The organism is Streptomyces sp. NBC_00029 (genome assembly GCF_045160505.1).
In the GTDB taxonomy this organism is placed as follows: Bacteria; Actinomycetota; Actinomycetes; order Streptomycetales; family Streptomycetaceae; genus Streptomyces.
In genome coordinates this window covers 4,592,192-4,617,767 of record NZ_CP108292.1, presented here as the reverse complement: position 1 = coordinate 4,617,767, position 25,576 = coordinate 4,592,192, and the positions used below count along the sequence as shown (strand labels likewise).

The 25,576-nt window shown below is 70.7% G+C and carries 19 protein-coding genes and 1 pseudogene; 9 read left to right on the top strand and 11 right to left on the bottom strand.

Annotated elements, in window-relative coordinates; translation table 11 throughout:
* Positions 1 to 50 precede the first annotated feature (50 nt).
* The gene (locus OG753_RS21660) at positions 51 to 1,139 is read right to left on the bottom strand and encodes a glycosyltransferase (RefSeq protein WP_327263345.1); all 1,089 of its coding nucleotides are present in this window, start codon (positions 1,137 to 1,139) and stop codon (positions 51 to 53) included.
* Between the two features lie 253 nt (positions 1,140 to 1,392).
* On the opposite strand from OG753_RS21660, the gene OG753_RS21655 reads away from it, so the two are divergent.
* Positions 1,393 to 2,310 (top strand): hypothetical protein, encoded by a 918-nt coding sequence (locus OG753_RS21655; RefSeq protein ID WP_405789728.1) that lies wholly within the window; start codon positions 1,393 to 1,395, stop codon positions 2,308 to 2,310.
* 244 nt (positions 2,311 to 2,554) lie between these two features.
* Entirely contained in the window at positions 2,555 to 3,994 is a 1,440-nt protein-coding gene (locus OG753_RS21650; protein ID WP_405789726.1) for a collagen-like protein, read from the top strand.
* Positions 3,995 to 4,036: 42 nt separating this feature from the next.
* Here OG753_RS21650 and OG753_RS21645 read toward each other — a convergent pair whose 3' ends face one another.
* The 3 genes from OG753_RS21645 to OG753_RS21635 form a co-directional block, all read right to left on the bottom strand.
* The gene (locus OG753_RS21645) at positions 4,037 to 4,855 is read right to left on the bottom strand and encodes a hypothetical protein (protein ID WP_383195059.1); all 819 of its coding nucleotides are present in this window, start codon (positions 4,853 to 4,855) and stop codon (positions 4,037 to 4,039) included.
* A 148-nt stretch (positions 4,856 to 5,003) separates the two neighbouring features.
* On the bottom strand, positions 5,004 to 6,377 hold the full coding sequence (locus OG753_RS21640; protein WP_405792757.1) for a metallophosphoesterase: 1,374 nt from the start codon (positions 6,375 to 6,377) through the stop codon (positions 5,004 to 5,006).
* 274 nt (positions 6,378 to 6,651) lie between these two features.
* Positions 6,652 to 7,767: a LacI family DNA-binding transcriptional regulator gene (locus tag OG753_RS21635; protein WP_052870581.1), complete on the bottom strand. Its 1,116-nt coding sequence runs from the start codon at positions 7,765 to 7,767 to the stop codon at positions 6,652 to 6,654.
* Positions 7,768 to 8,128: 361 nt separating this feature from the next.
* On the opposite strand from OG753_RS21635, the gene hisC reads away from it, so the two are divergent.
* Positions 8,129 to 9,208, top strand: a complete 1,080-nt coding sequence (gene hisC / locus OG753_RS21630; RefSeq protein ID WP_327263341.1) for a histidinol-phosphate transaminase — start codon at positions 8,129 to 8,131, stop codon at positions 9,206 to 9,208.
* A 16-nt stretch (positions 9,209 to 9,224) separates the two neighbouring features.
* On the opposite strand, the gene OG753_RS21625 is transcribed toward hisC, so the two are convergent.
* Entirely contained in the window at positions 9,225 to 9,593 is a 369-nt protein-coding gene (locus tag OG753_RS21625) for a cyclophilin-like fold protein (protein ID WP_046777616.1), read from the bottom strand.
* A 190-nt stretch (positions 9,594 to 9,783) separates the two neighbouring features.
* On the opposite strand from OG753_RS21625, the gene OG753_RS21620 reads away from it, so the two are divergent.
* From OG753_RS21620 to OG753_RS21605, 4 genes are all read left to right on the top strand, one after another.
* On the top strand, positions 9,784 to 11,289 hold the full coding sequence (locus tag OG753_RS21620) for a cytochrome ubiquinol oxidase subunit I (protein ID WP_405789723.1): 1,506 nt from the start codon (positions 9,784 to 9,786) through the stop codon (positions 11,287 to 11,289).
* Between the two features lie 18 nt (positions 11,290 to 11,307).
* Complete coding sequence (gene cydB / locus OG753_RS21615) at positions 11,308 to 12,309, top strand: cytochrome d ubiquinol oxidase subunit II (protein ID WP_327263339.1); 1,002 nt, start codon at positions 11,308 to 11,310, stop codon at positions 12,307 to 12,309.
* Between the two features lie 56 nt (positions 12,310 to 12,365).
* Positions 12,366 to 15,938 carry a thiol reductant ABC exporter subunit CydD gene (cydD, locus tag OG753_RS21610; protein ID WP_405789721.1) on the top strand — a complete coding sequence of 1,191 codons (3,573 nt, stop codon included), beginning with the start codon at positions 12,366 to 12,368 and terminating at the stop codon, positions 15,936 to 15,938.
* 219 nt (positions 15,939 to 16,157) lie between these two features.
* Entirely contained in the window at positions 16,158 to 17,849 is a 1,692-nt protein-coding gene (locus tag OG753_RS21605) for a GAF domain-containing protein (RefSeq protein ID WP_327266858.1), read from the top strand.
* A 55-nt stretch (positions 17,850 to 17,904) separates the two neighbouring features.
* Here the strand turns inward: OG753_RS21605 and OG753_RS21600 are convergent, their stop codons facing one another.
* Positions 17,905 to 18,792 carry a Cof-type HAD-IIB family hydrolase gene (locus tag OG753_RS21600; protein ID WP_405789719.1) on the bottom strand — a complete coding sequence of 296 codons (888 nt, stop codon included), beginning with the start codon at positions 18,790 to 18,792 and terminating at the stop codon, positions 17,905 to 17,907.
* A 107-nt stretch (positions 18,793 to 18,899) separates the two neighbouring features.
* On the opposite strand from OG753_RS21600, the gene OG753_RS21595 reads away from it, so the two are divergent.
* Positions 18,900 to 19,805: an LLM class flavin-dependent oxidoreductase gene (locus tag OG753_RS21595; RefSeq protein WP_405789717.1), complete on the top strand. Its 906-nt coding sequence runs from the start codon at positions 18,900 to 18,902 to the stop codon at positions 19,803 to 19,805.
* Positions 19,806 to 19,942: 137 nt separating this feature from the next.
* On the opposite strand, the gene OG753_RS21590 is transcribed toward OG753_RS21595, so the two are convergent.
* Positions 19,943 to 20,482 carry an RNA 2'-phosphotransferase gene (locus OG753_RS21590; protein ID WP_405789715.1) on the bottom strand — a complete coding sequence of 180 codons (540 nt, stop codon included), beginning with the start codon at positions 20,480 to 20,482 and terminating at the stop codon, positions 19,943 to 19,945.
* A gap of 134 nt (positions 20,483 to 20,616) precedes the next feature.
* Between OG753_RS21590 and OG753_RS21585 the strand changes: the two genes are divergently transcribed.
* A complete protein-coding gene (locus OG753_RS21585) occupies positions 20,617 to 21,462 on the top strand; it encodes an aquaporin (protein ID WP_405789713.1) in 846 nt (281 codons plus the stop codon).
* 152 nt (positions 21,463 to 21,614) lie between these two features.
* Here the strand turns inward: OG753_RS21585 and OG753_RS21580 are convergent, their stop codons facing one another.
* The 4 genes and pseudogenes from OG753_RS21580 to OG753_RS21565 all read right to left on the bottom strand — a co-directional run bounded on the left by OG753_RS21580 (position 21,615) and on the right by OG753_RS21565 (position 25,411).
* On the bottom strand, positions 21,615 to 22,529 hold the full coding sequence (locus OG753_RS21580) for a MerR family transcriptional regulator (protein ID WP_405789712.1): 915 nt from the start codon (positions 22,527 to 22,529) through the stop codon (positions 21,615 to 21,617).
* A 10-nt stretch (positions 22,530 to 22,539) separates the two neighbouring features.
* Positions 22,540 to 22,707: pseudogene (locus tag OG753_RS21575) on the bottom strand (metal-dependent hydrolase); the annotation flags it as partial.
* A gap of 38 nt (positions 22,708 to 22,745) precedes the next feature.
* Complete coding sequence (locus OG753_RS21570; RefSeq protein ID WP_405792755.1) at positions 22,746 to 24,536, bottom strand: SDR family oxidoreductase; 1,791 nt, start codon at positions 24,534 to 24,536, stop codon at positions 22,746 to 22,748.
* A gap of 5 nt (positions 24,537 to 24,541) precedes the next feature.
* A complete protein-coding gene (locus OG753_RS21565) occupies positions 24,542 to 25,411 on the bottom strand; it encodes a M24 family metallopeptidase (RefSeq protein WP_327263332.1) in 870 nt (289 codons plus the stop codon).
* Between the last annotated feature and the right edge of the window lie 165 nt (positions 25,412 to 25,576).

Here is a 25,576-nt window from a genome sequence, read left to right as displayed (position 1 = left end):
CCGATGGTGAGGACCCGCGACCCTATGGGGGGAGTCGCGGGCCCTCGCCGTCAGGCGACCACCTGGTACTGCGGGTCCAGCTTGCGGCGGGCGAAGTCGAGGTTGCCGCGGATGCGGGCGTGCTGGTCCTCGGGGAGCCTGCCCTCCTGGAGGAGGCGCTCGCTGCATTCCAGCGACTCCTGGTAGGCGCCGGTCCAGTACGCGGCCACGGCCAGCTCGTCGAGCGCGCGCCACGCGTACCAGTCGGGCTCGACGAAGAGGATGTCGTCGGGACGCGGGATCCGCACCGCCTGCCGGGCGAACACGTACGCCAGTGGCCAGCGGCTCTCGACGCGGCACACGCGGGCGAGGTCGCCGAGCGCTTCGGCCCGCGTGGGGCGGCTCTCGTGCGCGCGGAGGTAGCGGTCCATGACCTCGGCCGCCGGCCGTTCGAGGCGCGCCGCCAGCCGGGCCGCGTAGAGCTGCGCGCAGTAGGCCTCCTCGGCGAAACCGCCCATGCCCGCCCTCAGGTCGTAGGCGGCGAGGGACTTCTCCGCTTCTCCCGCGTCGCGCCAGCTCTGGGCCAGGTAGAACGCGTAGCGGGCGTTGTCCGGCTCGTCGAGCAGACCCTGTTCGAGGATCTCCGCGTCGCGCCGGTACTTCTCCTGCTCGCTCCCCTCCCGGCCGCGCGCCCCGCCGCCGACGATGAGGATGCTGGCGCCTTCGAGGACCTCGCTGCTGTACCCGGCTTCGCAGTGCAGGTACTCGTGGAGCACGCCCACGTAGGTCCAGGGCAGGCGGGTGGAGACCAGGGCGGGACGCCAGTGGACGACGGGGCGGTGGTGCACCGCGAGGCGGTACGCGTCCAGGGTGAGCTCCGGCATGCGGAAGCCGGGCTGTACCTCCATCAGGTCATCGGCGTCGAGGAACAGCAGGTAGTCCGCGTGAGTGCGGGCGAGCTCGATCGCCTCGGTGCGGCTGGCGCCGAATCCCCGCCACGGCCGCTCGTGCAGCACGCCGGGCAGATCGCCGAGGAATTCCCGGATGATCTCCTGGGTGCCGTCCGTCGAGCCCGTGTCCACGATCACCCAGGTATCGATCAGCGGGCGTACCGATTCGAGACAGCGCCGGATCACCGGAGCCTCATTTTTGACGATCATGTTCAGACAGACCGTTGGTTTCAAGGATCCCATCCACAGTAGTGATGAAAATGACCTTGAGTCGACGTTAGGTATCCGTGTAATGCCGTGCAAGGAAGCTCGAACCGCCATTGGGGGCGCTTCATTGGTCCGATAAGTTGACTTATCTGCGATGCGTCCCGCCGCTCGCGACCGCGATCCCCACGATGACCGGGATGGACCGACACGTTCCATCGCAGATCGTTCGATCCGGTATCGAGAAGGAGCGGCGTACATGAGCCCCGAGAACAGGACCAGGTCAACACTGGGCCCGCTGCCCAGGCGGAGCAGCTGGGTGAAGGGTGGCACCCTCGCATCACTTGCCCTGGTATTGGCGGGAATCTCCAGTCCCGTGTTCGCCACGGGTCAGACCGTCCAGGCGGCCAACGCCGCCCGTGTGGCGAGCCTCACGGGCGGCGGGGACAAGTGCAAGCAGCAAGGGAACGGTCACGGCGACCACGACTACGATCCGAGAGCGGCAGGCCCCCGCGGTGGCGGCGACGACTGCCCGAAGCCGGGTCCGACCGGTCCGACGGGCCCGCGGGGCCCGCAGGGTGAGCCCGGGGCCGACGGTGCCACGGGTGCGACAGGTGCCACCGGCGCTACGGGTGCCACGGGCGCGACGGGTACTGGTGCTGACGGTGCCACGGGTGCGACTGGTGCCACCGGCGCTACGGGTGCCACGGGTGCCACGGGTGCCACCGGTGCTACGGGTACGCCCGGCGAGTGCAGTGACGTCGACGCCTACCGGCCCAGCAATGCCAACGACCTCAAGGCCGTCCTCAGCAACAACGTCGCGTACGCCGGTATCCGGAACCTTCAGCCGAACCCGTCGGACTTCCTCTGGTACGACCTGACGGACACCGAGACCGATTTCCCGGACGGTGCGTGCGCGATCTCCATCGCCGCCCAGAGCAACGCAGCGGGGGGCGTCTCGGTCCAGACGCTGACCAGTGGGGGCGAAGTCTGGGAGATCCTCTGCGACGTGGAACAGGACACGGATCCCAACGTCGGGTTCGTCCTCGACTGTGACGATGACTGGGACGAGCTGACCACCCCGACGCCCGGGTCGGACGGCCCGCCGCCACCGCTCGACAGGTTCAAGGGCAAGCTCGACGTCCTCAAGGACCGCCGGGCGCTGAACCAGAAGTAGTCCGGGTTCATCACATCGGGCCGGGCGTATCCCAGGTTGGGGTGCTCCCGGCCCCTGGCGTTCGGGGCCGGCCGGCAGTCCGCCCCCGGCCGTAAGCCGCGGTTGGGGGTGCACAGCTAGTCCGATTAGTTGACTTATCTGCGAGGCGCCTCCCTGCTCGCGACCGCGATCCCCACGATGACCGGGACGGACTGAAAGGTCCCTCGCAGATCGTTCGATCCGGTTTCGAGAAGGAGCGGCGTACATGAGCCCCGAGAAGAGGACCAGGTCAACACTGGGCCCGCTGCCCAGGCGGAGCAGCTGGGTGAAGGGTGGCACCCTCGCATCACTTGCCCTGGTATTGGCGGGAATCTCCAGTCCCGTGCTCGCCACGGGTCAGACCCTCCAGGCGGCCAAGGCCGCCCGCGTGGCGAATCCCACGGGCGGCGGGGACCACTGCGATCCGCACAAGAAGCCCAAGCGCGATCCGAGAGAGAACTCCGAGGCAGGCCCCCGCGCTGGGGGCGGCGACGAGTGCCCCGGCAAGCCGGGTCCGACGGGTCCGACAGGTCCACGAGGTCCGCAGGGTGCGCCCGGGGCTGACGGCGCGACCGGCGCGACCGGCGCGACGGGTGCGACGGGTGCGACGGGTGCCACGGGTGTCGATGGTGTGGACGGGGCCGCGGGCGCGACGGGCGCGACGGGCGCGACGGGTGCGACGGGTGCCACGGGTGTCGATGGTGTGGACGGGGCCGCGGGCGCGACGGGCGCGACGGGTGCGACGGGTGCGACCGGTGTCGATGGTGTGGACGGGGCCGCGGGCGCGACGGGCGCGACGGGTGCGACGGGTGCCACGGGTGTCGATGGTGTGGACGGGGCCGCGGGCGCGACGGGCGCGACGGGTGCGACGGGTGCCACGGGTGTCGATGGTGTGGACGGGGCCGCGGGCGCGACGGGCGCGACGGGTGCGACGGGTGCCACGGGTGTCGATGGTGTGGACGGGGCCGCGGGCGCGACGGGCGCGACGGGCGCGACGGGTGCCACGGGTGTCGATGGTGTGGACGGGGCCGCGGGCGCGACCGGTGCGACCGGTGTCGATGGTGTGGACGGGGCCGCGGGCGCGACCGGTGCGACCGGTGTCGACGGCGTGGACGGTGCTACGGGTGCTACGGGTGCTACGGGCGCTACCGGTACGACCGGTGCTACGGGCGCGACCGGTGCTACGGGTGCGACCCCGCTGTGCAACGCCATCGCCAACTACAAGCCCAGCGCCTCCCGTGAGGTCAAGGCAGTGATGATCAACGGGGTCGCGTACGTCGGAATCCGCGGGATCGCCGGACCCGGGTCTTCGGCGACGAACTTCGACTGGCACAACCTGACCATCGCCGCGCGGAACCCGGGCTACCCGACCGGATTGGCGTGCGGAATCGCCGTGGACGAGCACTCCAACGGGGCCAACATCGAGGTGTCGACTCACGATGGGCGGGTCTTCGAGACCTTCTGCACCGTCAGCAACCCCACGCCGTCACTGAACTGCGGGACGGTGATGCCGGTGGACCCACACCCGTGGGTCGAGATCATCCCCGGCCCCCTGACCGCTCCGCCGACGAACAGGTCCGTCGAGAACGCGCCCGCCGGGCAATCGGCGGCGGAGCCCAGCATGCCCAAGAGCGACAAGTTCCGCCGCGAGCACCCGGCCGGGTGACCCGCCAGTGGACCCAGGCGGGCCCGGAGCGCCGGCCGGACCTCAGTCCGGCTGGTGTTCCGGGCCGCCGAAGTCCGGGCTCGTGAAGTCCGGAGGTGTGTAGCCGGGCCGGGGTCCCTCCGAGGGGGATCCCGGACTGGTGAAGTCCGGCCGGCTGTATCCCAGGTTGGGGATGCGGCCGGCCGCCGGCGTGCGGGGGGTGGGGAAGCCCGGCCCCGCGCTCGGATCGGCCAGCGCGTCCCGCAGGAACGGCATGATGCCGCGTTCCAGCAGCGCGTGCCGCCAGGCCTCGCGGGCCCGTGCGACCTCGTCCGGCACCGCCTCGGTCTCGTCCGCCCCCACCTCGGTCGCGCTGTTGCGGACGGCCGTCACCAGCAGCCCGATCACGGCGAAGAGCAGGGCCACCGCGGTGAGGCCGCCGAAGAGCCAACCTGCCGTCAGCATCGTTTCCGCGAAGGCAGGTTCGGGCTCGATCATCTTCAGGATGTAACCCACGAGCAGGAAGATCAGCATCGCGGTGCCCGCCAGGACCGGCGCGAGGACCGCGACCACGGCGCTGACGCCCGCGCCACCGCCGCTGCCCTGTCCGTCGTCCTCGTCGCCCGTCGTGCCGGGCGCCGTCAGGGCCTCGTCGCGCCGTTCCCCCCGGACCTTCACGTAGTGGCCGTACTCGGCGGCTGCCGCGGCCGCCAGCAGGGCGCTGGCGCCCTGGGCCATGGTGCGCAGCTGTTCGGCGTTCAGCCGTTCGCCGAGCGTGGCGAGTTCGGGCCGCTCGTGCGCGGCGCGCAGGGCCTCGTCGACGAGCCGATCGAACTCCGGTCGGTCTTCGGTCAGCAGGTGCGGAGCGCTGGTCATGTGCATCCCCCGATGCTCCGTAGAAGCCGGTTTGCCCGCGTAGACCCGGGCGCCGGCACAAACGGAGGAGAGCCTGCTACGGATAGAGCGATGGTAGAGCGCCCACGCCACGCCGTGACAGGGGCTTTCCGGAAATACCCCGCTCCGTAAGCTCTCAGTCGCTCAGGGGCAGTTGTACGACAAGCAGTTTTCCTGCCATCGTCACGCCGCCGTCCATCGCGATGGCGAGCCCTTCCGCGTACACGTGCGGACCGTCCACGGCCTCGGGGCCGCGCGACTCGTCGCCGTCCTCGGTGCCCACTTCGCCGAGCAGGTACGGGATGGGGCTGTGCCCGTGCACGACGCGGCTGCCGCCGTAGGTGTCGAGGAGTTCGCGTACGGCCGCCGGGCCCGTTCCCTCGTCGCGGAAGGCGAACCGCTTGGTGAACTTGCGGAAGAGGTCCCAGGTGATGTCGGCGTCGCCGCGGTTGAGCAGCTCGTGGATGGTGTCGTTGACGTCCTCGATGGAGTCGCCGTAGTCGAGGTAGGCCGTGGTGTCGGAGTGCAGCAGCAGGTGGCCCTCCTCCAGGACGGCCGCGTCCAGACGGGACATCCACTGCAGGTGGACGTCCTGCAGGCGCTCCATGTCGGTGCGCTGGCCGCCGTTGAGGAGCCAGGCGGCCTGGAAGGTGGCGGTGCCGGCGCCGGAGACGACGGGGGTGTCGCCGAACCGCTTGGCGCCGATGAGCAACAGCTCGTGGTTGCCCATCAGGGCCTTGCAGTAGCCGCCGGCGGCGGCGGCCTCGGCGGACAGCCGCATGACGAGGTCGATGACGCCGATGCCGTCGGGGCCGCGGTCGGTGAAGTCGCCGAGGAACCAGAGCCGGGCGTTGCCGGCGGACCAGCGGCGCTCGGTGTCGATCAGACCCTGGGCGTGGAGCTCGGTGACGAGCTCGTCGAGGTAGCCGTGGACGTCGCCGACGACGTAGAGGGGGCCGGGACCGGCGGCCTGGTCCTGGTCGTGCTCCTGGGGCACGTACTGGACCTGGACGGTGTCGCCGGGGCCGCCGCGGCCGATCACGGGAAGGTCCCGGTAGGTCGGGGTGTAGCCCTCGGGGTCGCCGTCCTCGTCCGGTTCCTGGGACGTCGCGTGCACGGGCTCGACGTCGTGGCGCACGGCGGGACGCGCGTCCGGGACACGAGCGTCCGGGATACGCGCGTCCGGGACACGTGTGTCCGCGTACGGGGCCGGCGGCGCGGCCGGGTGCGCCGCAGGAGGCTGCTGCGCGGGAGCCGGCGGCGCAGGAGGCTGCGGCGCGGGCACGTGGTGCGCGGGCACCTGCGGCGCGGCCGGGTGCGGCGGGTAGCCCGGCTGCTGGGGCACGGTCGCCCTGCCGTCCTCGTAGTACGCCGGGTACTCGCCGTACACCGGGGTCTCGCCGGGCAGCCCGGTGGCAGCGGCGTACGCGGCGGGTTCGGTGACTGGAACCCGGAAGTCCCGCAGCGTGTCCGTCCGCATCGCGGGTCCCTGACCGGCCCCCTGAGTCATCGACCCCTCCACCACCGTCGCGCTGCCGTACACCTGCGGACCCTCCTGACCTCCGGGGAGGAGGGTCCGTGATGTCGTGCGCCCATCATAGGAATGCGGCTCGCGCTCTGTGACGCACCAGGGGTGGTGAATCCTGTGCGGAGCCGATCGTTCCTACCGCTTTCTACCGATATCGGTGTTGCAGAAATCGTCGGCCGGTCCTTGATCGGTGGTCGGTCGGTGGTCGGACGGTCCCCGGTCGGCCTCTCGGCAGGCCGACCGGACGGTCTGTCGGTCAGTCCTGTGCCGGGGACCGGGGCGGACTGACGGTCGTGCGGGGCTGCCTGCGCTGCGACGAGGTACGGATGATGAGTTCGGTCGGGACGACCTGTTCGACGGGTCGCCCGGTGTTCACTCCCTCGATGGCGTCGATGAGGAGCTGTACGACGGCGGTGCCGATGCGGCGCGGTTTGAGGGACAGGGTGGTGATGGGCGGTTCGGTGTTGGCGTAGACGGTGGACTCGCTGCAGCACACGAGCAGCAGGTCCTCGGGGACGCGCAGGCCGTAGCGCCGGGCGGCGGCCAGCAGGTCGGTGCCGTTGGGGTCGAACAGCCCGTAGACCGCGTCGGGCCGGTCGGGACGGGCGAGGAGCCGGTCGGCGGCGACGGCGCCCGCGCACGGGTCGTGCGCGGGGTAGGACTCGTAGACGGGGTCCTGGCCGACGCGCTCGCACCAGTTGAGGTAGGCGGTGGTGGAGAGCCGGGTGTAGGTGTCGGTGGTGGTGCCGGTCAGCAGCCCGATCCGGCGGGCTCCGGCGGCGGCGAGGTGGTCGAGCAGGCCGAGTACGGCGGCCTCGTGGTCGTTGTCGACCCAGGCGGTGACGGGGAGGGAGCCTGCGGGGCGGCCGTCGGAGACCACGGGCAGACCTTGGCGGACCAGTTCGGTGACGACGGGATCGTGGTCGGAGGGGTCGATGACGACGGTGCCGTCGAGGGCGACGTTGGACCACACGTCGTGGCGGGAGGTGGCGGGGAGGATGACGAGGGCGTAGCCGCGGGCGAGCGCGGCCGAGGTCGCGGCCCTGGCCATCTCGGCGAAGTAGGCGAATTCGGTGAAGGTGAAAGGTTCATCCCCGTACGTCGTCACGGTCAGGCCGATGAGGCCGGACTTGCCGGTACGGAGGGTGCGGGCGGCGGCCGACGGGCGGTAGCCCAGCCGGTCGGCGACCTCGCGAACGTGGCGGCGGGTGGCGTCGGGCAGCCGTCCCTTGCCATTGAGCGCGTCGGAGACGGTTGTGATGGAGACGCCCGCCGCGGCGGCCACGTCCCTGATGCCGGCCCGGCCCTGTCGGCCGGCGGCCCGCCGGGTGGTCTCGGTCCGGCTCACCTGATGCTTCCCTGCTGCTGTCATGGCGAGCCGATAGTAGGGCTCGGTGGGGAGGGTGGTCCGGGTGCATATGCACCCGTTGACAGGCACGTTTCTGCATGGTTCGCCACCCCCAATGACCTTGGAAACGAAGGCATTTGGTCGCTCAGGGTGAGTGTGGGGCTTGTCGTCGGGTCCGGGCATGCCAAAACGATGCGATCTCGGGCCGGTCTCAACTCACCTGCACGAGGGATGCGCGCCACGGCGCAGGCCACCGGCGCGCGCATATATGCGCGCGCTCCCCCGTATTCCTGGCGCCCCCATTCTCGGAACGGCGGAATCCTCATAAGGTGAGCAGTATTGAGTCGACGGCGACGTCGTACGGGACGGTCGAGGAGGACCTGCGGTGAGCGAGAAGAGCCCGAAGCTGCGCGCCGAGCTGGACGGCATTCCGACATACAAGCCCGGCAAGCCGGCTGCCGCGGGAGGGCCTGTCGCGTACAAGCTGTCCTCGAACGAGAACCCGTACCCGCCGCTCTCGGGCGTGCTGGAGACCGCCGTCGCGGCGGCCGGGAACTTCAACCGGTACCCCGACATGGCCTGCACCGGCCTGGTGAACGAGCTCGCCGAGCGCTTCGGCGTGCCGGTCGAGCACATCGCCACGGGCACCGGCTCGGTCGGTGTGGCCCAGTCGCTGATCCAGTCGGCGGCGGGCCCGGGCGACGAGGTGATCTACGCCTGGCGGTCCTTCGAGGCGTACCCGATCCTCACGCAGATCTCGGGTGCGACCTCGGTGCAGGTCCCGCTGACCGACGGCGATGTGCACGACCTGGACGCGATGGCCGCGGCGATCACCGACCGGACCCGGCTGATTTTCGTCTGCAACCCGAACAACCCCACCGGCACGGCCGTGCGCCGCGCCGAGCTGGAGCGCTTCCTGGACCGGGTGCCCTCGGACATCCTGGTCGTCCTGGACGAGGCGTACCGCGAGTTCGTGCGCGATGCGGACGTGCCGGACGGCATCGAGCTCTACCGCGACCGCCCCAACGTCGCCGTGCTGCGTACGTTCTCCAAGGCGTACGGGCTCGCCGGCCTGCGGGTCGGCTTCGCGGTGGCGCACGAGCCGGTGGCGGCGGCGCTGCGCAAGACGGCCGTGCCCTTCGGCGTCAGCCAGCTGGCACAGGACGCGGCGGTGGCCTCGCTGCGCGCCGAGGACGAGCTGATGGGCCGTGTCGGGGCGCTGGTGAGCGAGCGCACCCGGGTCCACGAGACGCTGGTCGCGCAGGGCTGGACCGTCCCGGACACGCAGGCGAACTTCGTGTGGCTGCGGCTGGGGGAGCGGACCGTCGAGTTCGCGGAGGCCTGCGACAAGGCCGGTGTGGTGGTCCGGCCCTTCGCGGGCGAGGGCCTGCGGGTCACGATCGGTGAAACCGAGGCGAACGACCTCTTCCTGCACACGGCCGAGGCGTTCTTCAAGGGGCTCTAGGGGTGCCGGGGCTCGCTCAGGCGAGTTCCACGCGGACGGGATCGCCGTCGCGGACGGTGGAGAGCAGGCGGGGGTCGCCGTCGAACGAGCCGAGCACGTTGCACGGGCTCGCGAGGCGGCTCTCGCCTCCGCGCGAGATCGGCGTGGGGCCGTAGGGCAGTGCGAGGGCGTCGCCCTCGGTCCAGAACGCGACCGTGCCGGGCTCGACGACCTGCCGGGCGTCGTCCTCCAGGGCGACGGAGACGCCCGTGTCGAAGTAGACCTCCTCGCCCCACGTATTCGCGGAGGCGGAGATCGGAAGGGCCTCGGCCAGCGCCTTGCTGGTCGGGGTCTCGTCGAGGGTTGCGGTGAGCTGGCCCGCAGGCCAGGAGATTCGAATCTGCATGAGCCTGATTCAACAATCTGTTGAATCGATTGGCTAGAGGGGTACCCCGCCCGAAGGTGGCCGAGAGTGGTGCGACATAATGCTTGTGAATGTGAACGCGTTCACAAGCGTGTCCTACTTGCTCCCGTATTGGGTGGGGCACACCAGGCAGAGTGCCGCGTGACCACGGCGACGCGAAGGAGACGAGGACGTGGACCTAGCTTTGGCGCCGGAGACTCTGGCGCGATGGCAGTTCGGCATCACCACCGTCTATCACTTCCTCTTCGTACCCCTGACGATCTCCCTCGCCGCGCTCACGGCCGGCCTGCAGACCGCATGGGTGCGCACCGAGAAGGAGAGGTACCTCAGGGCCACGAAATTCTGGGGAAAGCTTTTCTTGATCAATATCGCGATGGGTGTCGTCACCGGCATCGTCCAGGAGTTCCAGTTCGGCATGAACTGGTCCGACTACTCGCGATTCGTCGGGGACGTCTTCGGAGCCCCCCTCGCCTTCGAAGCGCTGATCGCCTTCTTCTTCGAGTCGACCTTCATCGGTCTGTGGATCTTCGGCTGGGACAAACTGCCGAAGAAGATCCACCTGGCCTGCATCTGGATGGTGTCCATGGGCACCGTCCTGTCCGCCTATTTCATCCTGGCGGCCAATTCCTGGATGCAGCATCCCGTCGGATACCGCATCGACGAGGAGCGGGGCCGGGCCGAGCTCACCGACTTCTGGCTCGTGCTGACCCAGAACACCGCGCTCACCCAGTTCTTCCACACCATCACGGCTGCCTTCCTGGTCGGCGGCGCGTTCATGGCCGGGATATCCGCCTATCACCTGGCGCGCAAGAAGCACGTCCCCGTGATGCGGAGCTCGCTGCGCCTGGGCCTGATCGTCATGATCATCGCCGGTATGGGCACGGCGATCAGCGGCGACCTGCTCGGCAAGGTGATGTACAAGCAGCAGCCCATGAAGATGGCCGCCGCGGAGGCGCTGTGGGACGGCGAGGCGCCCGCGCCTTTCTCCGTCTTCGCCTACGGGGACGTCGACAAGGGCCACAACAAGGTCGCGATAGAGATCCCCGGCCTGCTGTCCTTCCTGGCCAACGACGACTTCACCTCCTTCGTCCCGGGCATCAACGACGTCAACAAGGCCCAGCAGGAGAAGTTCGGTCCCGGCGACTACCGGCCCAACATCGCCGTCGCCTACTGGGGCTTCCGCTGGATGATCGGCTTCGGCATGGCCTCCCTCGGCATCGGAGCACTGGGTCTGTGGCTGACCCGCAAGCGCTTCCTGCTGCCGGCCGGGCTGCGGACCGGTGAGGACGAGGTCCCGCACCTGGTGCTCTTCAAGAAGCCGCTGAGCCCGAAGTTCGCCAACCTCTACTGGATCGTCGCGCTCTGGACCATGGGCTTCCCGCTCATGGCCAACTCCTGGGGCTGGATCTTCACCGAGATGGGCCGCCAGCCCTGGGTGGTCTACGGGGTCCTGCGCACCAGGGATGCGGTCTCACCGCACGTCTCCCAGGCCGAGGTGCTCACCTCGATGATCGGCTTCACGCTCCTGTACGCGGTGCTGGCCGTGATCGAGGTCCGGCTCATGGTCAAGTACGTCAAGGCCGGACCGCCCGAACTCACCGAGGCAGATCTCAACCCGCCCACCAAGATCGGTGGGGACGACAAGAACCCCGACCGGCCGATGGCCTTCTCGTACTGAGGCCGAGGAGCGCACACCATGCAACTCCACGATGTCTGGTTCGTACTCATCGCCGTCCTGTGGACCGGCTACTTCTTCCTGGAGGGTTTCGACTTCGGAGTCGGCGTCCTGACCAAGCTGCTCGCCCGCGACCGCACGGAGAAGCGGGTTCTGATCAACACGATCGGGCCCGTGTGGGACGGCAACGAGGTCTGGCTGCTCACCGCGGGCGGGGCCACCTTCGCCGCCTTCCCCGACTGGTACGCCACCCTCTTCTCAGGCTTCTACCTGCCGCTGCTGCTCATCCTGATCTGCCTCATCATCCGTGGCGTCGCCTTCGAGTACCGGCACAAGCGCCCCGAGGACAGGTGGCAGACCAACTGGGAACACGCGATCTTCTGGACCTCGTTGATCCCCGCGTTCCTGTGGGGCGTGGCCTTCGCCAACATCGTGCGCGGGGTCAAGATCGACGCGGACATGGAGTACGTCGGCACCTTCTTCGACCTGCTGAACGTCTACTCGGTCCTCGGCGGACTGGTCACGCTCACCCTGTTCACCTTCCACGGCACGGTCTTCGCCTCGCTCAAGACCGTCGGTGACATCCGGGACCGCTCGCGCAGGCTGGCGACCCGGCTGGGCGCCGTCACTGCCGTACTGGCCCTGGTCTTCCTGATCTGGACGCAGGTGTCACGCGGGGACGGAACGAGCCTGATCGCGATGATCGTCGCGGTGCTGGCGCTGGTCGGGGCACTCGCCTTCAACCAGATGGGCCGCGAAGGCTGGTCGTTCGCACTGTCCGGGGTCACCATCGCGGCGGCCGTCGCGATGCTGTTCCTCACGCTTTTCCCGAACGTCATGCCGTCTTCGCTGGACCCCGCCTGGAACCTCACGGTCACCAACGCGTCGTCGAGCGCGTACACCCTGAAGATCATGACCTGGTGTGCGGCCGTGGCCACCCCGCTCGTGCTGCTCTACCAGGGCTGGACGTACTGGGTGTTCCGCAAGCGGATCGGGACGCAGCACATCGTCGATGTGCACTGAGTCCCCGCGACGTATGACCTGCCTGTCCGGCTGACCTCCCCGAGGGGATGTTTCACGTGAAACCGATCGACCCGCGCCTGCTCCGGTACGCCCGTTCCACCCGCCTCTTCCTGGGGGCTGTGGTGGCCCTGGGTCTTGCCGGGGCGGGACTGGTCGTCGGTCAGGCCATGCTCATCGCCGAGATCGTGGTCGGCGCCTTCGAGCGGGGGCTCGACGCCGGGGAGCTCCGTACGCCACTGCTGCTGCTCGCGGCGGTGGCGCTCGGACGCGGGCTGATCGCCTGGCTGACGGAACTGGCCGCGCACCGGGCGGGCGCCGCGGTCAAGTCGGAGCTGCGGGGCAGGCTGCTGGACCGGGCCGCCGAGCTCGGGCCCGGATGGCTCACCGGGCAGCGGACCGGATCGCTGGTCTCACTGGCCACCCGCGGTGTGGACGCCCTCGACGACTACTTCTCCCGCTACCTGCCCCAGCTGGGGCTCGCGGTGGTCGTGCCGGTGGCGGTGCTCGCCCGTATCGTCACCGAGGACTGGGTGTCGGCGGCCATCATCGTGGTGACGCTGCCCCTGATCCCCGTGTTCATGATCCTCATCGGCATGGCCACCCAGTCCCGGATGGACCGCCAGTGGCGGCTGCTCTCGCGGCTGTCGGGTCACTTCCTCGACGTGGTGGCCGGGCTTCCCACCCTGAAGGTCTTCGGCCGGGCCAAGGCGCAGGCCGAATCGATCCGCAAGATCACCGACGACTACCGGCGCGCGACGATGCGGACCCTGCGCATCGCCTTCCTCTCGTCCTTCGCGCTGGAACTGCTGGCGACCCTGTCGGTGGCACTGGTGGCCGTGACCATCGGCATGCGGCTGGTCCACGGCGAACTGGACCTCTACACGGGCCTGGTCATCCTGATCCTGGCGCCCGAGGCGTACTTGCCGCTGCGGCAGGTGGGCGCCCAGTACCACGCCGCCGCCGAAGGACTGGCGGCCGCCGAGGAGATCTTCGAGGTTCTGGAGACCCCCGCCACGAGGCCGGCCGGCACGGCCGAGCTGCCGGTCGGCGCTCCCCTGCGCATCGAGATCGAAAGCATCGCCGTCCGCTACGAGGGCCGGGGAGAGGAATCGCCCCGGCCGGTCTCGCTGACGGTCGGACCGGGGGAGTGCGTGGCCCTCACCGGCCCGAGCGGAGCGGGTAAGTCCACGCTGCTCCAGGTGCTGCTGGGGTTCGTGACACCGACCGCAGGACGGGTCCGGGTCGCGGGCGTGGACCTGGCAGAGCTGTCGCCGGAGCACTGGCGGGAGCAGATCGCGTGGGTGCCGCAGCGGCCGCACCTGTTCGCCGGGACGATCGTCGAGAACGTACGGCTGGCCCGTAGGGGCGCCTCGGACACGCAGGTGACCGAGGCGTTGAAGGACGCCGGGGCCTGGGAGTTCGTGACCGCGCTGCCGCACGGGGTGCAGACCCCGCTGGGCGAGGGTGGTGTGGGACTGTCCGCCGGACAGAGGCAGCGCCTGGCCCTGGCGCGCGCGTTCCTCGCGGACCGGCCGGTGCTGCTCCTGGACGAGCCGACGGCGGCGCTGGACGGCGGGACCGAGGCGGGGATCGTGGACGCGGTCCGCCGGCTTTCCGCGGGACGGACCGTGCTGCTGGTCGTGCACCGGCCGGCGCTGCTCGCGGTCGCGGACCGGGTGGCGGTGATCGAGGCGGGTTGCGCCCCCGAGGGACCGTCGGCGGAGCGGCTGCTCCCCCGCCGCGTCGCCTCCCCCGTCGGCGCCGGGCTCCGGTCCCCCGACGACCGTGGCCGGGACGCCGGGGAGTGGATCCTCGGTGCCGCTCCCGAACAGGCACGGCCCCGTCGCGGGAAGGGCGCCGGCTCGGTGGCGGCCGGTGATCCGCTGCGCCGGGTGCGAGCCGTCGCGAAGGCATGGCAAGGACGCTTCAGGCTCGGTCTGTTGCTCGGCGCGCTGGCCGTCGGATGCAGCGTCGGCCTGATGGCCGTATCGGGCTGGCTGATCTCGCGGGCCTCGGAACAGCCGCCCGTGCTCTACCTGATGGTTGCCGTCACGGCCACCCGGGCCTTCGGAATGGGCCGCGCCGTCTTCCGGTACGCGGAGCGGCTCGTCTCGCACGACGCCGTGCTGCGGATGCTCGCCGACCTGCGGGTCTCCGTGTACCGCCGACTGGAGCGCATCGCGCCCGCCGGGCTGCGCGAGCACCGGCGCGGTGACCTGCTGGCCCGGCTGGTGGCCGACGCCGACGCATTGCAGGACTACTGGCTGCGCTGGCTGCTGCCCGTCGGCACGGCCGTGCTCGTCGGAACCGGCTCGGTCGCCTTCACCACCTGGCTGCTGCCCGAGGCCGGAGCCGTGCTCGCCGTCGGACTGCTCGCCGCCGGTATCGCGGTGCCGTTGGTCAGCGGGGCCTGCGCCCGCCGTGCGGAGCGAAGGCTCGCGCCCGCCCGGGGCGAACTCGCCACCCGGGTGGCCGATCTGCTCACCGGGACCGCGGAGCTGACCGTGGCCGGCGCGCTGGAGGACCGCAAGGGCCGGGCGCGGGAGAGCGACGGCCTGCTGACGCGTATCGCCGCACGGGGCTCGGCCGCGGCCGGGCTGGGCAGCGGCCTCTCCGCCCTGGTGTGCGGACTCACCGTCGTGGCCGCCGCGGCCGTCGCCGCGAACGCCGTGTACGACGGACGGCTGTCCGGGGTGGCCATGGCCGTCGCGGTCCTGACACCGTTGGCCGCCTTCGAGGCGGTGAACGGGCTTCCGCTCGCCGTCCAGTACCGCCAGCGGGTGCGCCGTAGCGCCGAGCGGGTCTACGAGGTCATCGACGCGCCGGTCCCGGTCATGGAGCCGGAGCAGGCCGCCGCGGCCCCCGCCTCGCCGTTCCCGCTGCGTCTGACGGGGCTCACCGCCCGCCACCCCGGGCAGGAACGTGCCGCGGTGCGCGATCTGGACCTCACCCTGGAGGCCGGCCGGCGCATCGCCGTCGTCGGTCCCTCGGGCTCCGGCAAGACCACCCTGGCCCAGGTCCTCCTCCGATTTCTGGATCCGGCCGCAGGCACCTACAGCCTGGGCGGAAAAGACGCGCGCACGCTCGACGGCGACGACGTACGGGCCCTCGTGGGCCTGTGCGCCCAGGACGCGCACATCTTCGACAGCTCGGTACGGGAGAACCTGCGCCTGGCCCGGACCGGGGCGAGCGAGGAGCAGCTGCGGGAGGCACTGGCCGCGGCCCGGCTGCTGGAATGGGCCGACGGACTTCCGGAGGGGTTGGACACGCTGGTCGGCGAGCACGGGGAGCGGATCTCGGGCGGTCAGCGCCAGCGGCTGGCCCTGGCCCGGGCGTTGCTCGCGGACTTCCCCGTACTGGTTCTGGACGAGCCGGCCGAGCACCTGGACCTGGCCACGGCGGACGCCCTGACGGCGGATCTGCTGGCCGCGACCGAGGGCCGGACCACCGTGCTGATCACACACCGGCTGGCCGGCCTGGAGGCGGTCGACGAGGTGCTCGTGCTGGACGGCGGTGCGGTCGTGCAGCGCGGCCCGTACGCGGAGCTGGCCGTCGCCGAAGGGCCGCTGCGGCGGCTGCTGGAGCGCGAAAGGGCAACGGACGGGACTTTGGCCAACTTTCCCCGCTAATCGGGACTAACTAGTCTCAGGACCATGTCAGTGCAGCAGCCGCAGGAATCGCCGGATCCCCCGTCGGATCCGTCGGATCCGTCGGATCCATCGCAGGGAAGCCCGGGAAGCCCGGGAAGCCCGGGAAGCCCGGGATGCCTGGGAAGCCCGGAAACCTTGGGAACCCGGGAGACTCCTGGCACTCCGGCGACGCAGGGAGCGACCGCGGCGCAGGACCCGCTGGTGGCCGCCACCCAGGCCACCAGGAGTCTGCACGGCCTGTCCACCGAGCTCACGGCCCGCGTACCGCAACTGCTGGAGGCCATGAGGTCGGTCGGGACCGGGCTGGAGCTGCACTCCACACTGGACCGCATCTGCGAAACCGCGGCCGAACTCGCGGACGCCCGCTACGCGGCGATCGGCGTCGTCGACACGGAGGGCCGCGGCCTCTCGGACTTCGTCACCCACGGCATCAGCCCCGCTCAGGCACGGAGGATCGGACACCGTCCCGACGGGAAGCGGGGCCTGCTCGGGGCCCTGATCTCGCACTCGGACACGGTGCGGCTCGCCGATCTGACGCAGGACCCGCGCTCGGCGGGATTCCCGCCGCACCACCCGCCGATGAGGACCTTCCTCGGGGTGCCGATCCGGGTGCAGGGCGAGATCTTCGGCAATCTCTACCTCACCGAGAAGAACGACGGCGGCGAGTTCAACGACTACGACCTCCACATGGTCCGGGTTCTGGCCACCGAGGCGGGCATCGCCATCGGCAACGCCCGGCTGTACGAGGCCGCCACCCAGCGCGAGCGGTGGATCGACGGTTCGGTGGCCGTGACCACCGCCCTCCTGTCCGGCGGGGACGCCGATGACGCCCTCGCGGTGGTCGCCGAACAGGCCCGCCGGCTGGCCGACTCCGCGGCAGGGATCGTCATGCTGCCCGCCGAGGAGGGCGGGATGGAGATCGTCGCCGTCTCCGCCGAGAACCCGGCCACCTCGCTCGGGGTGGTGATCCCGGCCGAGAGCCCGGTGGTGGACAGACTGCTGGAGGGCGAGCCGGTCTTCGTGGACGACGCCGCCTCCGACCCCCGCACGATCAGCAGGCTCACCAGCCAGTACGGCCCCTGCATGATGCTGCCGCTGCAGAGCGGCGGTCGGGTGCTGGGAGCCCTGGTGACCCCACGGGCCCGCGGCGGCCGCCCCTTCACCGAGGCCGAGCGGACTCTGGCCACACAGTTCGCCTCGCAGGCGGCGCTCGCCCTGATGATGGCCGAGGCACAGCGCGACCGCGAGCGGCTGGCGGTGTTCGAGGACCGCGACCGGATCGCCCGCGACCTGCACGACCTGGTCATCCAGCGGCTCTTCGCCACCGGACTGATGCTGGAGGGCGCCCAGCGCCGGTCCATCGTCCCCGAGGTGCGCGACGGCGTGGGCAAGGCCGTGGACGAACTGGACGTGACGATCCAGGAGATCCGTACCGCGATCTTCGCCCTGCAGCAGGGTCCGGCGGAGGCCCCGTCCGGGCTGCGCACCCGGGTGCTGAGGGAGATCAACATGGCTGCCGTGCCCCTGGGCTTCAAGCCCGCGCACCGTTTCCTCGGCCCGATCGACGCGGTCGTCGGCGAGCTGGTGGGCAAGAACCTGATCGCCGCGCTGCGCGAGGCCCTGTCCAACGCCTTCCGTCATGCCGAGGCAACCAGGATCGAAGTGGTCCTCGACTCCACCGTCACGCTCGCCGACGGCCGGCCCGGGGTCCGGCTGGAGGTCGCCGACGACGGGGTGGGCATCCCCGAGGGAGGCCGCCGCAGTGGGCTGCGGAACCTGCGCCGACGGGCCGAGTCGCTTGGCGGCTCGAGTTCGTACGGTCCGGGCATCGGCGAGGACGGCGGCGGGACCACCGTGCGGTGGGAGGCCCCGCTCCAGCCCGCCGTCTAGATCCCGACCCGGCGAAGACCGTCCGGACCGGAACCCGGGGGCGTCCTCTTTCGGATCAGGCCTGCTGCTGCGCCGTCCGCTCGGCCAGGATGCGCTCGATGACGAGGGCGACCCCGTCCTCGTTGTTGGCGACCGTACGTCCGGACGCGGCCGCGATCACATCGGGGTGGGCATTGCCCATCGCGTACGAGGTGCCCGCCCAGCTGAGCATCTCCACGTCGTTCGGCATGTCCCCGAAGGCCACGACCTCGGCCGGGGAAATGCCGCGCTCGGCGCAGCACAGCGCCAGGGTGCTGGCCTTGGACACACCCGGCCCGCTGACCTCCAGCAGGGAGGTCGGACTGGAGCGGGTGATCGACGCGTACTTGCCTGCGGCGGAGCGCGCCAGCATCAGGAACTCGTCCGGGGCCAGCTCGGCGTGGTGTGCCAGCAGCTTGAGCACGGGCGCGGCGTCTTCATCCGTGTCCTCGTGCAGCAGCTTCTCGGCGGTGGCCACCCTGGCACCCGGATCCTTGAAGAAGGGCGGGTACGCCGGCTCATAGTTGATACCGGTGGTCAGCTCCACGGCGAACGAAGTGCCGGGTGCCGCGGCCCGTAGGGCATCGACGACGGCGAGTGCGGCCGGCCGCGGGAGGGACCTCACCTGCACGAATTCACGTCCGGCATGCAGATCGACCACCGCGGCGCCATTGGCGCAGATCGCGAGGCCATGACCGTGGACATGGTCGCTGACCACATCCATCCAGCGGGCCGGGCGGCCGGTGACGAAGAAGACCTCGATTCCGGCCTCCTCGGCGGCGGCGAGTGCGGCGACGGTGCGTGGCGAGACGGACTTGTCGTCGCGCAGCAGGGTGCCGTCGAGGTCGGTGGCGATGAGCCGGGGCGTGGGGGTTGGCCCGTCCGGGCGCTGGGGAGCCGAGGTCACGGCTCCATCTTCGCCCATGGGCGGGGGCGTCCTGACCATGGGCGGGGACGCTGTCACCTCGGGCGATGTTTCACGTGAAACACCGGCGCTCCACGTGAAACATCGGCTCACCGTAGGCTCGAAGCATGAGTCTGCGTCTGAGCACGGTGATCCTTCCGGTACGTCGATGGCACGAGGGGGGCCGCGATCAGTGGCTCCGGGCTGAGCAGCTCGGATTCCACACTGCTTATACCTACGACCACCTGTCCTGGCGGACGTTCCGTGACGGCCCGTGGTTCGGGGCGGTGCCCACCTTGACCGCGGCGGCCACCGCCACCGAGCGGCTGCGTCTGGGCACGCTGGTCACCTCGCCGAACTTCCGGCACCCGGTGACCCTCGCCAAGGACCTCATCAGCCTGGACGACATCTCCGGCGGCCGCATCACCCTCGGCATCGGTGCCGGCGGCAACGGCTTCGACGCGACGGCGCTGGGCCAGGAGGCCTGGTCCCCGCGTGAGCGCGCCGACCGCTTCGCCGAGTTCGTGCCGCTGCTGGACCAGCTGCTGACCGAGGGCTCGGTGAGCCACGAGGGCACCTTCTACTCCGCCGTGGAGGCCCGCAACATCCCCGGCTGTGCGCAGCGGCCGCGACTGCCGTTCGCGGTCGCCGCGAACGGGCCGCGCGGTATGCGGCTCGCCGCACGCCATGGCCAGGCCTGGGTGACCACGGGTGACCCGAAGCTCTTCGACGAGGGCACGCCCGAGCAGTCGCGCGAGGCCCTGCGCGGGCAGCTCGAACGACTGGGCAAGACCTTCCTGGAGATCGGGCGGGACCCCGAGCCCGTGGAGAAGATCCTTCTGACCGGGTTCACGCCGGAGGCCAACAGCGTGCTGGAGTCCGTGGACCGCTTCGTCGACTTCGCCGGCCGCCACCGCGAGCTGGGCTTCACCGAGCTGGTGATCCACGCTCCGATCCCGGACTCCGATTTCGCCTCCGACGAGGCCGTGTTCGAGAAGATCGCCACCGAGGCCCTGGCTCAGATCGGCAACTGATCCGCCGCTCGTCCGGTCGTCGCCGCTCCCCGGCGGAAGTGGCGACGACCCCGCGGACCCCCGGGTGGCTCACACATCAGGGGGATGGCCGGACGGTCTCTGCGTGAACTGCGGTGCCCCGGACGCATGACCCCGTACTACTGGAAGCGCAGGAACTGCGGTGGTACGGCGTCCACCAGCCACACCCCGTTGGCGCTGACCCTGAATACGTGCCCGGCCGCACGCATCGCCCCCGCGTCCACGCTGAGGATGACGGGCCGTCCGCGTCGCGCGCCGACCCGGGTCGCGGTCTCCCGGTCGGGGGACAGGTGCACGTGGTGGCGGGCCATCGGGCGCAGCCCCTCGGCACGGATCGGGTCCAGGGCGGCGGCGACGGTGCCGTGGTAGAGGTACGCGGGCGGTTCGGCCTCCGGAAGGTCCAGGTCCACGGCCACGGTGTGCCCCTGGTTGGCCCGGATCCGGGTGCCGTCGACGGCGAACCGCTGCTTGTCGTTGGCGGCGACGACGTGGTCGAGCTCGGCGCGGTCGAAGGGGAAGCCGTGTGAGGCCGCCGCGTGCAGGAGATCGTCGATCTCCACCCAGCCCTGGGGGTCGAGCACCAGTCCGATCCGTTCCGGCTGGTGTCGCAGGTGTTTCGAGACGTACTTCGACACCTTCACGGTGCGTCTTTCATCCATGGCTCCAGCGTGCCCGGTCGGGCGGCCCCGGGGCAGGGAATTTTCGGGGACGGCCCGGCGGTGGACACCCTCTATCGCTCTTCCAAGATGCGGAATATATTTTCCACTTCCACTTCTGTTCAGGGGGAGAAACCATGACAGCCCAACCCTCACTGTCACGCCGTGCCGCTGCCGAGCTGATCGGTACCGCCGGTCTGCTCACCGTTGTGATCGGCTCCGGGCTCAAGGCCGCCGAGCTCAGCCGCGACACCGGTGTCGCCCTCATCGCCAACTCGTTCGCCTCGGCCATCGGCCTCGGGCTGATCATCACCCTCTTCGGGCCGCTCTCCGGCGCCCACCTCAACCCGGTGGTCACCCTCAGCTCCTGGTGGTCCCGGCGCACCGGCGGCGAGGGCCTGGGCGGCCGCGAGGCACTCGTCTACACCGCGGCCCAGAGCGCCGGAGCCGTCGGCGGAGCCCTCCTGGCGGAAGTCATGTTCGGCCGGACGCCGGGTGCCTTCGCCACCCAGGTGCGCGACGGCGGTCACCTGCTCATCGGCGAGGTCGTCGCCACCGCAGGTCTCGTCCTCCTGATCCAGGGCCTCGGGCACATCGGGCGCCCCAGGCTCATCCCGGCGGCGGTCGCGGCGTACCTCGCTGCCGCGATCTGGTTCACCTCGTCCGGCTCCTTCGCCAATCCGGCCGGAACCATCGGGCGCAGCTTCAGTGATTCCTTCACCGGCATAGCTCCGCAGTCGCTGCCCGGTTTCATCGGTGCCCAGCTGGCCGGCGCGATCCTCGGCCTGGCCCTGGCCGCCCTCCTGTACGGGCGCCGGTCCGGCCGGGCCGCGAAGCAGAAGCCGACGCCGGCGCCCGTGGCGGCAACGGTGGCCGCGACGGGGACCGTGACGGTCGAGACGACCGTTCCGGCGGTCCTGCCGGAGGCCGGACCGGTGGACGGACCGAGCCCCGCAAAGGCGGCCTACGAGGCCATCGGGTGAGACGGCATCTCAGTTGCCCACAGGAAAAGGTGACTTGTCCACAGCCGTTTGGGCGGGTTTTGACGTCAAACGCGTGATCCGCCCTGTGGAACCTGTGGACTAAGCGCGACCCCCCGTAATCGCTCTCTCCGCCGTAATCGCTCCTTCCGGCATCACCGCTCGCCCCGGCGCGCCAGATCGTTCATCGTCCGGGCCTGGAGCTCCCGCTCCGTCGCGGCCCGGACGAATTCCGCCACATGGTCGGCGCCCACCAGCTCCTGCACGGCACGTACCGTTCCGGCCGGCAGGGCCACCGGCGAGGGCCCGGTCGGTCCCGATGCGCCGGCCGCTCCCAGGTGTCGCTGGAGGTGCCGGGTCGCGAACAGTCGCATCGCCCGCGCCAGCTCGGCGTCCACGGTCTGCTGGGCCAACGGCCGAAGCCGCCGCACCATCGTCGCCGCCTCCGCCGCGTCCGAGTCGGTGGGCGGCACCTGCCCGAGGTAGCGCGCGAAGACGTGCTCGGTGGTGAACTCCAGGAACCGCGAGGCGATGTGTTCCACCTGCCCCCGCAGTTCCCGCAGGTGGCCGGTGATCGCTGTCAGCGGCACCCCTGCCGCGTACAGCTCGGCGGCCACCGCCAGCTCCTGCGGGGAGGGCACCAGGAACTGGTCCGGGCGTCCCGGGATCCGCTCCAGCACCCCGAGCTCGCAGGCCTCGTCCACCGCCTCGTCGTCCGGGCGGCCGCCGAACCGCTCGTTCAGTTCTTCCCGGCTGATCCGGGCCGCTTCCTCGTCGGTCCACGGCCCGTGCACCTCGGCGACCAGCCCCAGTACGCCGCCCAGACCGCGCCCCGCGTCCCAGGCCTCCAGGAGCTCCTTGATGGAGGCCAGGGTGTATCCGCGGTCCAGCAGGTCCGCGATCTGGCGCAGTCGCGCCAGATGCGTGTCCCGGTAGACGTTGGAACGGCCCCGCCGCTCCGGCTTCGGCAGCAGACCGCGGTCCTGGTACGCCCGGATCGTGCGCACCGTCGCTCCGCTGTGGTGTGCCAGATCCTCGATCCGGTATTCGGCTACCGCCTGATCGGACAATCCCGGCTCCCTACGACATCGCGGCTCGGCCGACCGCGCCCGCCGCGGCCCGGGCGGCAGGTGAAGCCGCAAGGCACTCGACCGCCCTGCGCAGCGAGCCCTCCTGCGAGGGATGGTACGACCGCCGGAAGGAGCGGGGTATGGCCGTGCCGGGCTCTCTCCACGTGGGCAGCAGCCCGTCGGCTTCCGGTCGAAGGCCATCCGGCGCGGGCCCGTTCACAACTTCGGCTCCAGCCTCGCGATGCGCCGCAGCGTGCGCGGTGCGAAGCGGGACATCCACAGGGCGCCCTTCGACTCGGGAGTCACGGGTACGACGGCCTCGTTGCGCACGACGGCCCGCAGGATCGCGTCGGCGACCTTCTCCGGCGGGAAGTTGCGCAGCCCGTACAGCCGCGAGGAGCGTTCCTGGCGGCGCTTCTGCTCGGCCTCGTCCACACCGGCGAAGCGCGAGGTGGCGGTGATGTTGGTGTTGACGATGCCCGGGCAGATCGCGGAGACGCCGATCGACTTCGAGGCCAGTTCCGCGCGCAGGCATTCGGAGAGCATCAGCACGGCGGCCTTCGACGTGCTGTAGGCGGGCAGGGTCCGGGAGGGCAGGTAGGCGGCGGCGGAGGCGGTGTTGACGATGTGCCCGCCCTGACCGCGCTCGGCCATCTGCTTCCCGAAGATCCGGCAGCCGTGGATGACGCCCCACAGATTGACGTCCAGGACCTTCTTCCAGTCCTCGGCGGTGGTGTCGAGGAAGGCCCCGGACAGACCGATCCCGGCATTGTTGACCAGGACGTCGACGATTCCGTACTCGGCGGCGACCTTCACCGCGAGCTTCTCCATCGCCTGTTCGTCGCTGACGTCCACGCACTCGGCCCAGGCTTCGGCGGCGCCGACGAGGCGGGCCATGTCGGCCGTGCGCGCCGCGCCTTCGGCGTCCCGGTCGACGGCCACCACCCGGGCCCCGGCCTCGGCGAAGGCGAAGGCCGTGGCCCGGCCGATACCGCTGGCCGCGCCGGTGACCAGGACCAACTGCCCCGCGAAGCGGTCGGCGTACTTGCCCGGGGCCTTCTGCTCGGGCGCCCGCGTCGCGGGTTCCTCCCGGTCGGTGACGAACTCGGTGATCCAGGCGGCCAGCTGGTCGGGCCGGGTCCGGGGAACCCAGTGCTTTGCGGGCAGGGTCCGCCGCAGCAGGTCCGGGGCCCACCGCTCCAGGCCGTCGTAGAGCCGCTCGGACAGGAAGGCGTCCCCGGTCGGGGTGATCAGCTGAACCGGTACGTGGGCGTAAGCGTCGGGGCGCGGCCGGCGCAGCCGCGGTCGCACGTTGTCGCGGTAGAGCCAGGCGCCGTGGGCCGCGTCCGAAGGCAGCGAGGCCGTCGGATAGGAGCCGGCCGGAACCTTCTCGAGGCGCTCGAGCATCGCCGGCCACCGCTTGCCGAGCGGCCCGCGCCAGGCGAGCTCAGGCAGCACGGGGGTGTGCAGCATGTAGACGTACCAGGACTTGGCGCCCTGGCCGAGCAGTTGCGCTGCGGCTCGCGGGGTGGGCCGTGCCATCCGCTTCTTGATCCAGTGCCCGAAGTGGTCGAGGGAGGGCCCCGACATCGAGGTGAAGGAGGCGATCCTGCCCTCGGTGCGGGCGACCGTCGCGAACTCCCAGCCCTGTACGGAGCCCCAGTCGTGGCCGACCAGGTGCACGGGCCGGTCCGGGCTGACCGCGTCCGCCACCGCCAGGAAGTCGTCGGTCAGCTTCTCCAGGGTGAAGCCGCCGCGGAGCGGCTGCGGCGCGGTGGAGCGCCCGTGGCCGCGTACGTCGTAGAGGACCACGTGGAAGCGCGTCGCGAGCCGCTCGGCGACCTCCGACCAGACCTCCTTGCTGTCCGGATAGCCGTGCACCAGCACCACCGTCGGCCGGCCCGTCTCGCCGAGCTCCACGACACACAGCTCGACACCGCCGGTGCTCACCCGGCGCTCGCGCGCACCCGTCGGCTCCACCGTTCCTGCTCCGTCCATGCCGCTCATGTCGCTCATGCTGCCTTCTCCTCGGCCCAGCGCCGCACGTGCGGCAGATCGTCGTCCAGCCAGAACGCGCTCTCCTCGGGGTCCCGGGAGTCGGTGACGACCAGGATCTCCTCGAACTTCGCACCCGTGCCCCTGAAACCGAGGTGCGGTTCCACCGCCCACAGGCCGGGCTGCGGCGGATGGTCGGAGAAGTGGTAGGGGCTCCACAGCGGGGACCAGCCCTCGCGGTGCCCGTGCAGGGCGTCACTGGCCAGGCCCTTGAGGGACTGGGTGCCGAATCCGAACGCGGTCGGCGACCAGCGCCGCTCCTTGACCCGGTCGATCTTGTGCGCGATGACGCCGAAGGGATAGGCCCGGTGCCGGTTGGCGTACCCCTGCCGGGTCATCAGCCGTTCGACGTTCTCGTAGATCTCACGCAGGGAGCGGCCCTCGCGCACCTGCTCCAGGATCAGCACGCGGTGCGCCTGGAGATCGGACATGAGCCGGTCCTGCACCGGATTGAGCCCGAGGCTGCCGGAATAGCCGATGTCGGCCGAGTACCCCTTGTAGACCGGCGCCATGTCGAGGATGAACGGCATCCCCGGCTCCAGCCTCCGGTTGGTGGGGAAGAACTGCAGCGGGATCCTGAAGTCCGCGAAGGCGGTGCGGTCCCCGAACCAGGCGAAGGGCAGGTGGAACCAGTCCCGCACTCCGCGCTCCCGCAGCCACTCGCGCTGCATGCGCGCGGCCTCGCGCTCGGTCACTCCGGGCCGCAGCTGGGCCGCGACGGCCTCGGCGCACTCGTACGAGAGGCGCTGCACCTCTCTGAACCCGCTCAGGTCGGCGGAGGGTCGTCCGGAGAGTCGCGCGGTGCGTTGCTTGGTGTCCCCAGCCATGTCAGCCCGTCCATCCGTGTAGCCGTACGCGCCCGTAAGTTGACACTGATGAATGTGACAATGACCGGAGATCACGTCAAGGGTCGTGCACGGACCTGTGGACAAAGTTGTCGGGTTCACATCAGCCTCCAGTACGGGCATGTACGCCTGAAGGCTGAGACGGGA

Excerpts from the sequence above, each read along its gene's own strand:
- OG753_RS21635 (WP_052870581.1), bottom strand. The coding sequence starts at position 7,767 with ATGACAGCAGCAGGGAAGCATCAGGTGAGCCGGACCGAGACCACCCGG.
- OG753_RS21590 (WP_405789715.1), bottom strand. The coding sequence starts at position 20,482 with ATGGATGAAAGACGCACCGTGAAGGTGTCGAAGTACGTCTCGAAACAC.
- cydB (WP_327263339.1), top strand. The coding sequence starts at position 11,308 with ATGCAACTCCACGATGTCTGGTTCGTACTCATCGCCGTCCTGTGGACC.
- OG753_RS21650 (WP_405789726.1), top strand. The coding sequence starts at position 2,555 with ATGAGCCCCGAGAAGAGGACCAGGTCAACACTGGGCCCGCTGCCCAGG.
- OG753_RS21625 (WP_046777616.1), bottom strand. The coding sequence starts at position 9,593 with ATGCAGATTCGAATCTCCTGGCCTGCGGGCCAGCTCACCGCAACCCTC.
- OG753_RS21600 (WP_405789719.1), bottom strand. The coding sequence starts at position 18,792 with ATGGGCGAAGATGGAGCCGTGACCTCGGCTCCCCAGCGCCCGGACGGG.
- OG753_RS21655 (WP_405789728.1), top strand. The coding sequence starts at position 1,393 with ATGAGCCCCGAGAACAGGACCAGGTCAACACTGGGCCCGCTGCCCAGG.
- OG753_RS21585 (WP_405789713.1), top strand. The coding sequence starts at position 20,617 with ATGACAGCCCAACCCTCACTGTCACGCCGTGCCGCTGCCGAGCTGATC.
- OG753_RS21645 (WP_383195059.1), bottom strand. The coding sequence starts at position 4,855 with ATGCACATGACCAGCGCTCCGCACCTGCTGACCGAAGACCGACCGGAG.
- OG753_RS21640 (WP_405792757.1), bottom strand. The coding sequence starts at position 6,377 with ATGACTCAGGGGGCCGGTCAGGGACCCGCGATGCGGACGGACACGCTG.
- OG753_RS21595 (WP_405789717.1), top strand. The coding sequence starts at position 18,900 with ATGAGTCTGCGTCTGAGCACGGTGATCCTTCCGGTACGTCGATGGCAC.
- OG753_RS21570 (WP_405792755.1), bottom strand. The coding sequence starts at position 24,536 with ATGAGCGGCATGGACGGAGCAGGAACGGTGGAGCCGACGGGTGCGCGC.
- OG753_RS21660 (WP_327263345.1), bottom strand. The coding sequence starts at position 1,139 with ATGATCGTCAAAAATGAGGCTCCGGTGATCCGGCGCTGTCTCGAATCG.
- OG753_RS21565 (WP_327263332.1), bottom strand. The coding sequence starts at position 25,411 with ATGGCTGGGGACACCAAGCAACGCACCGCGCGACTCTCCGGACGACCC.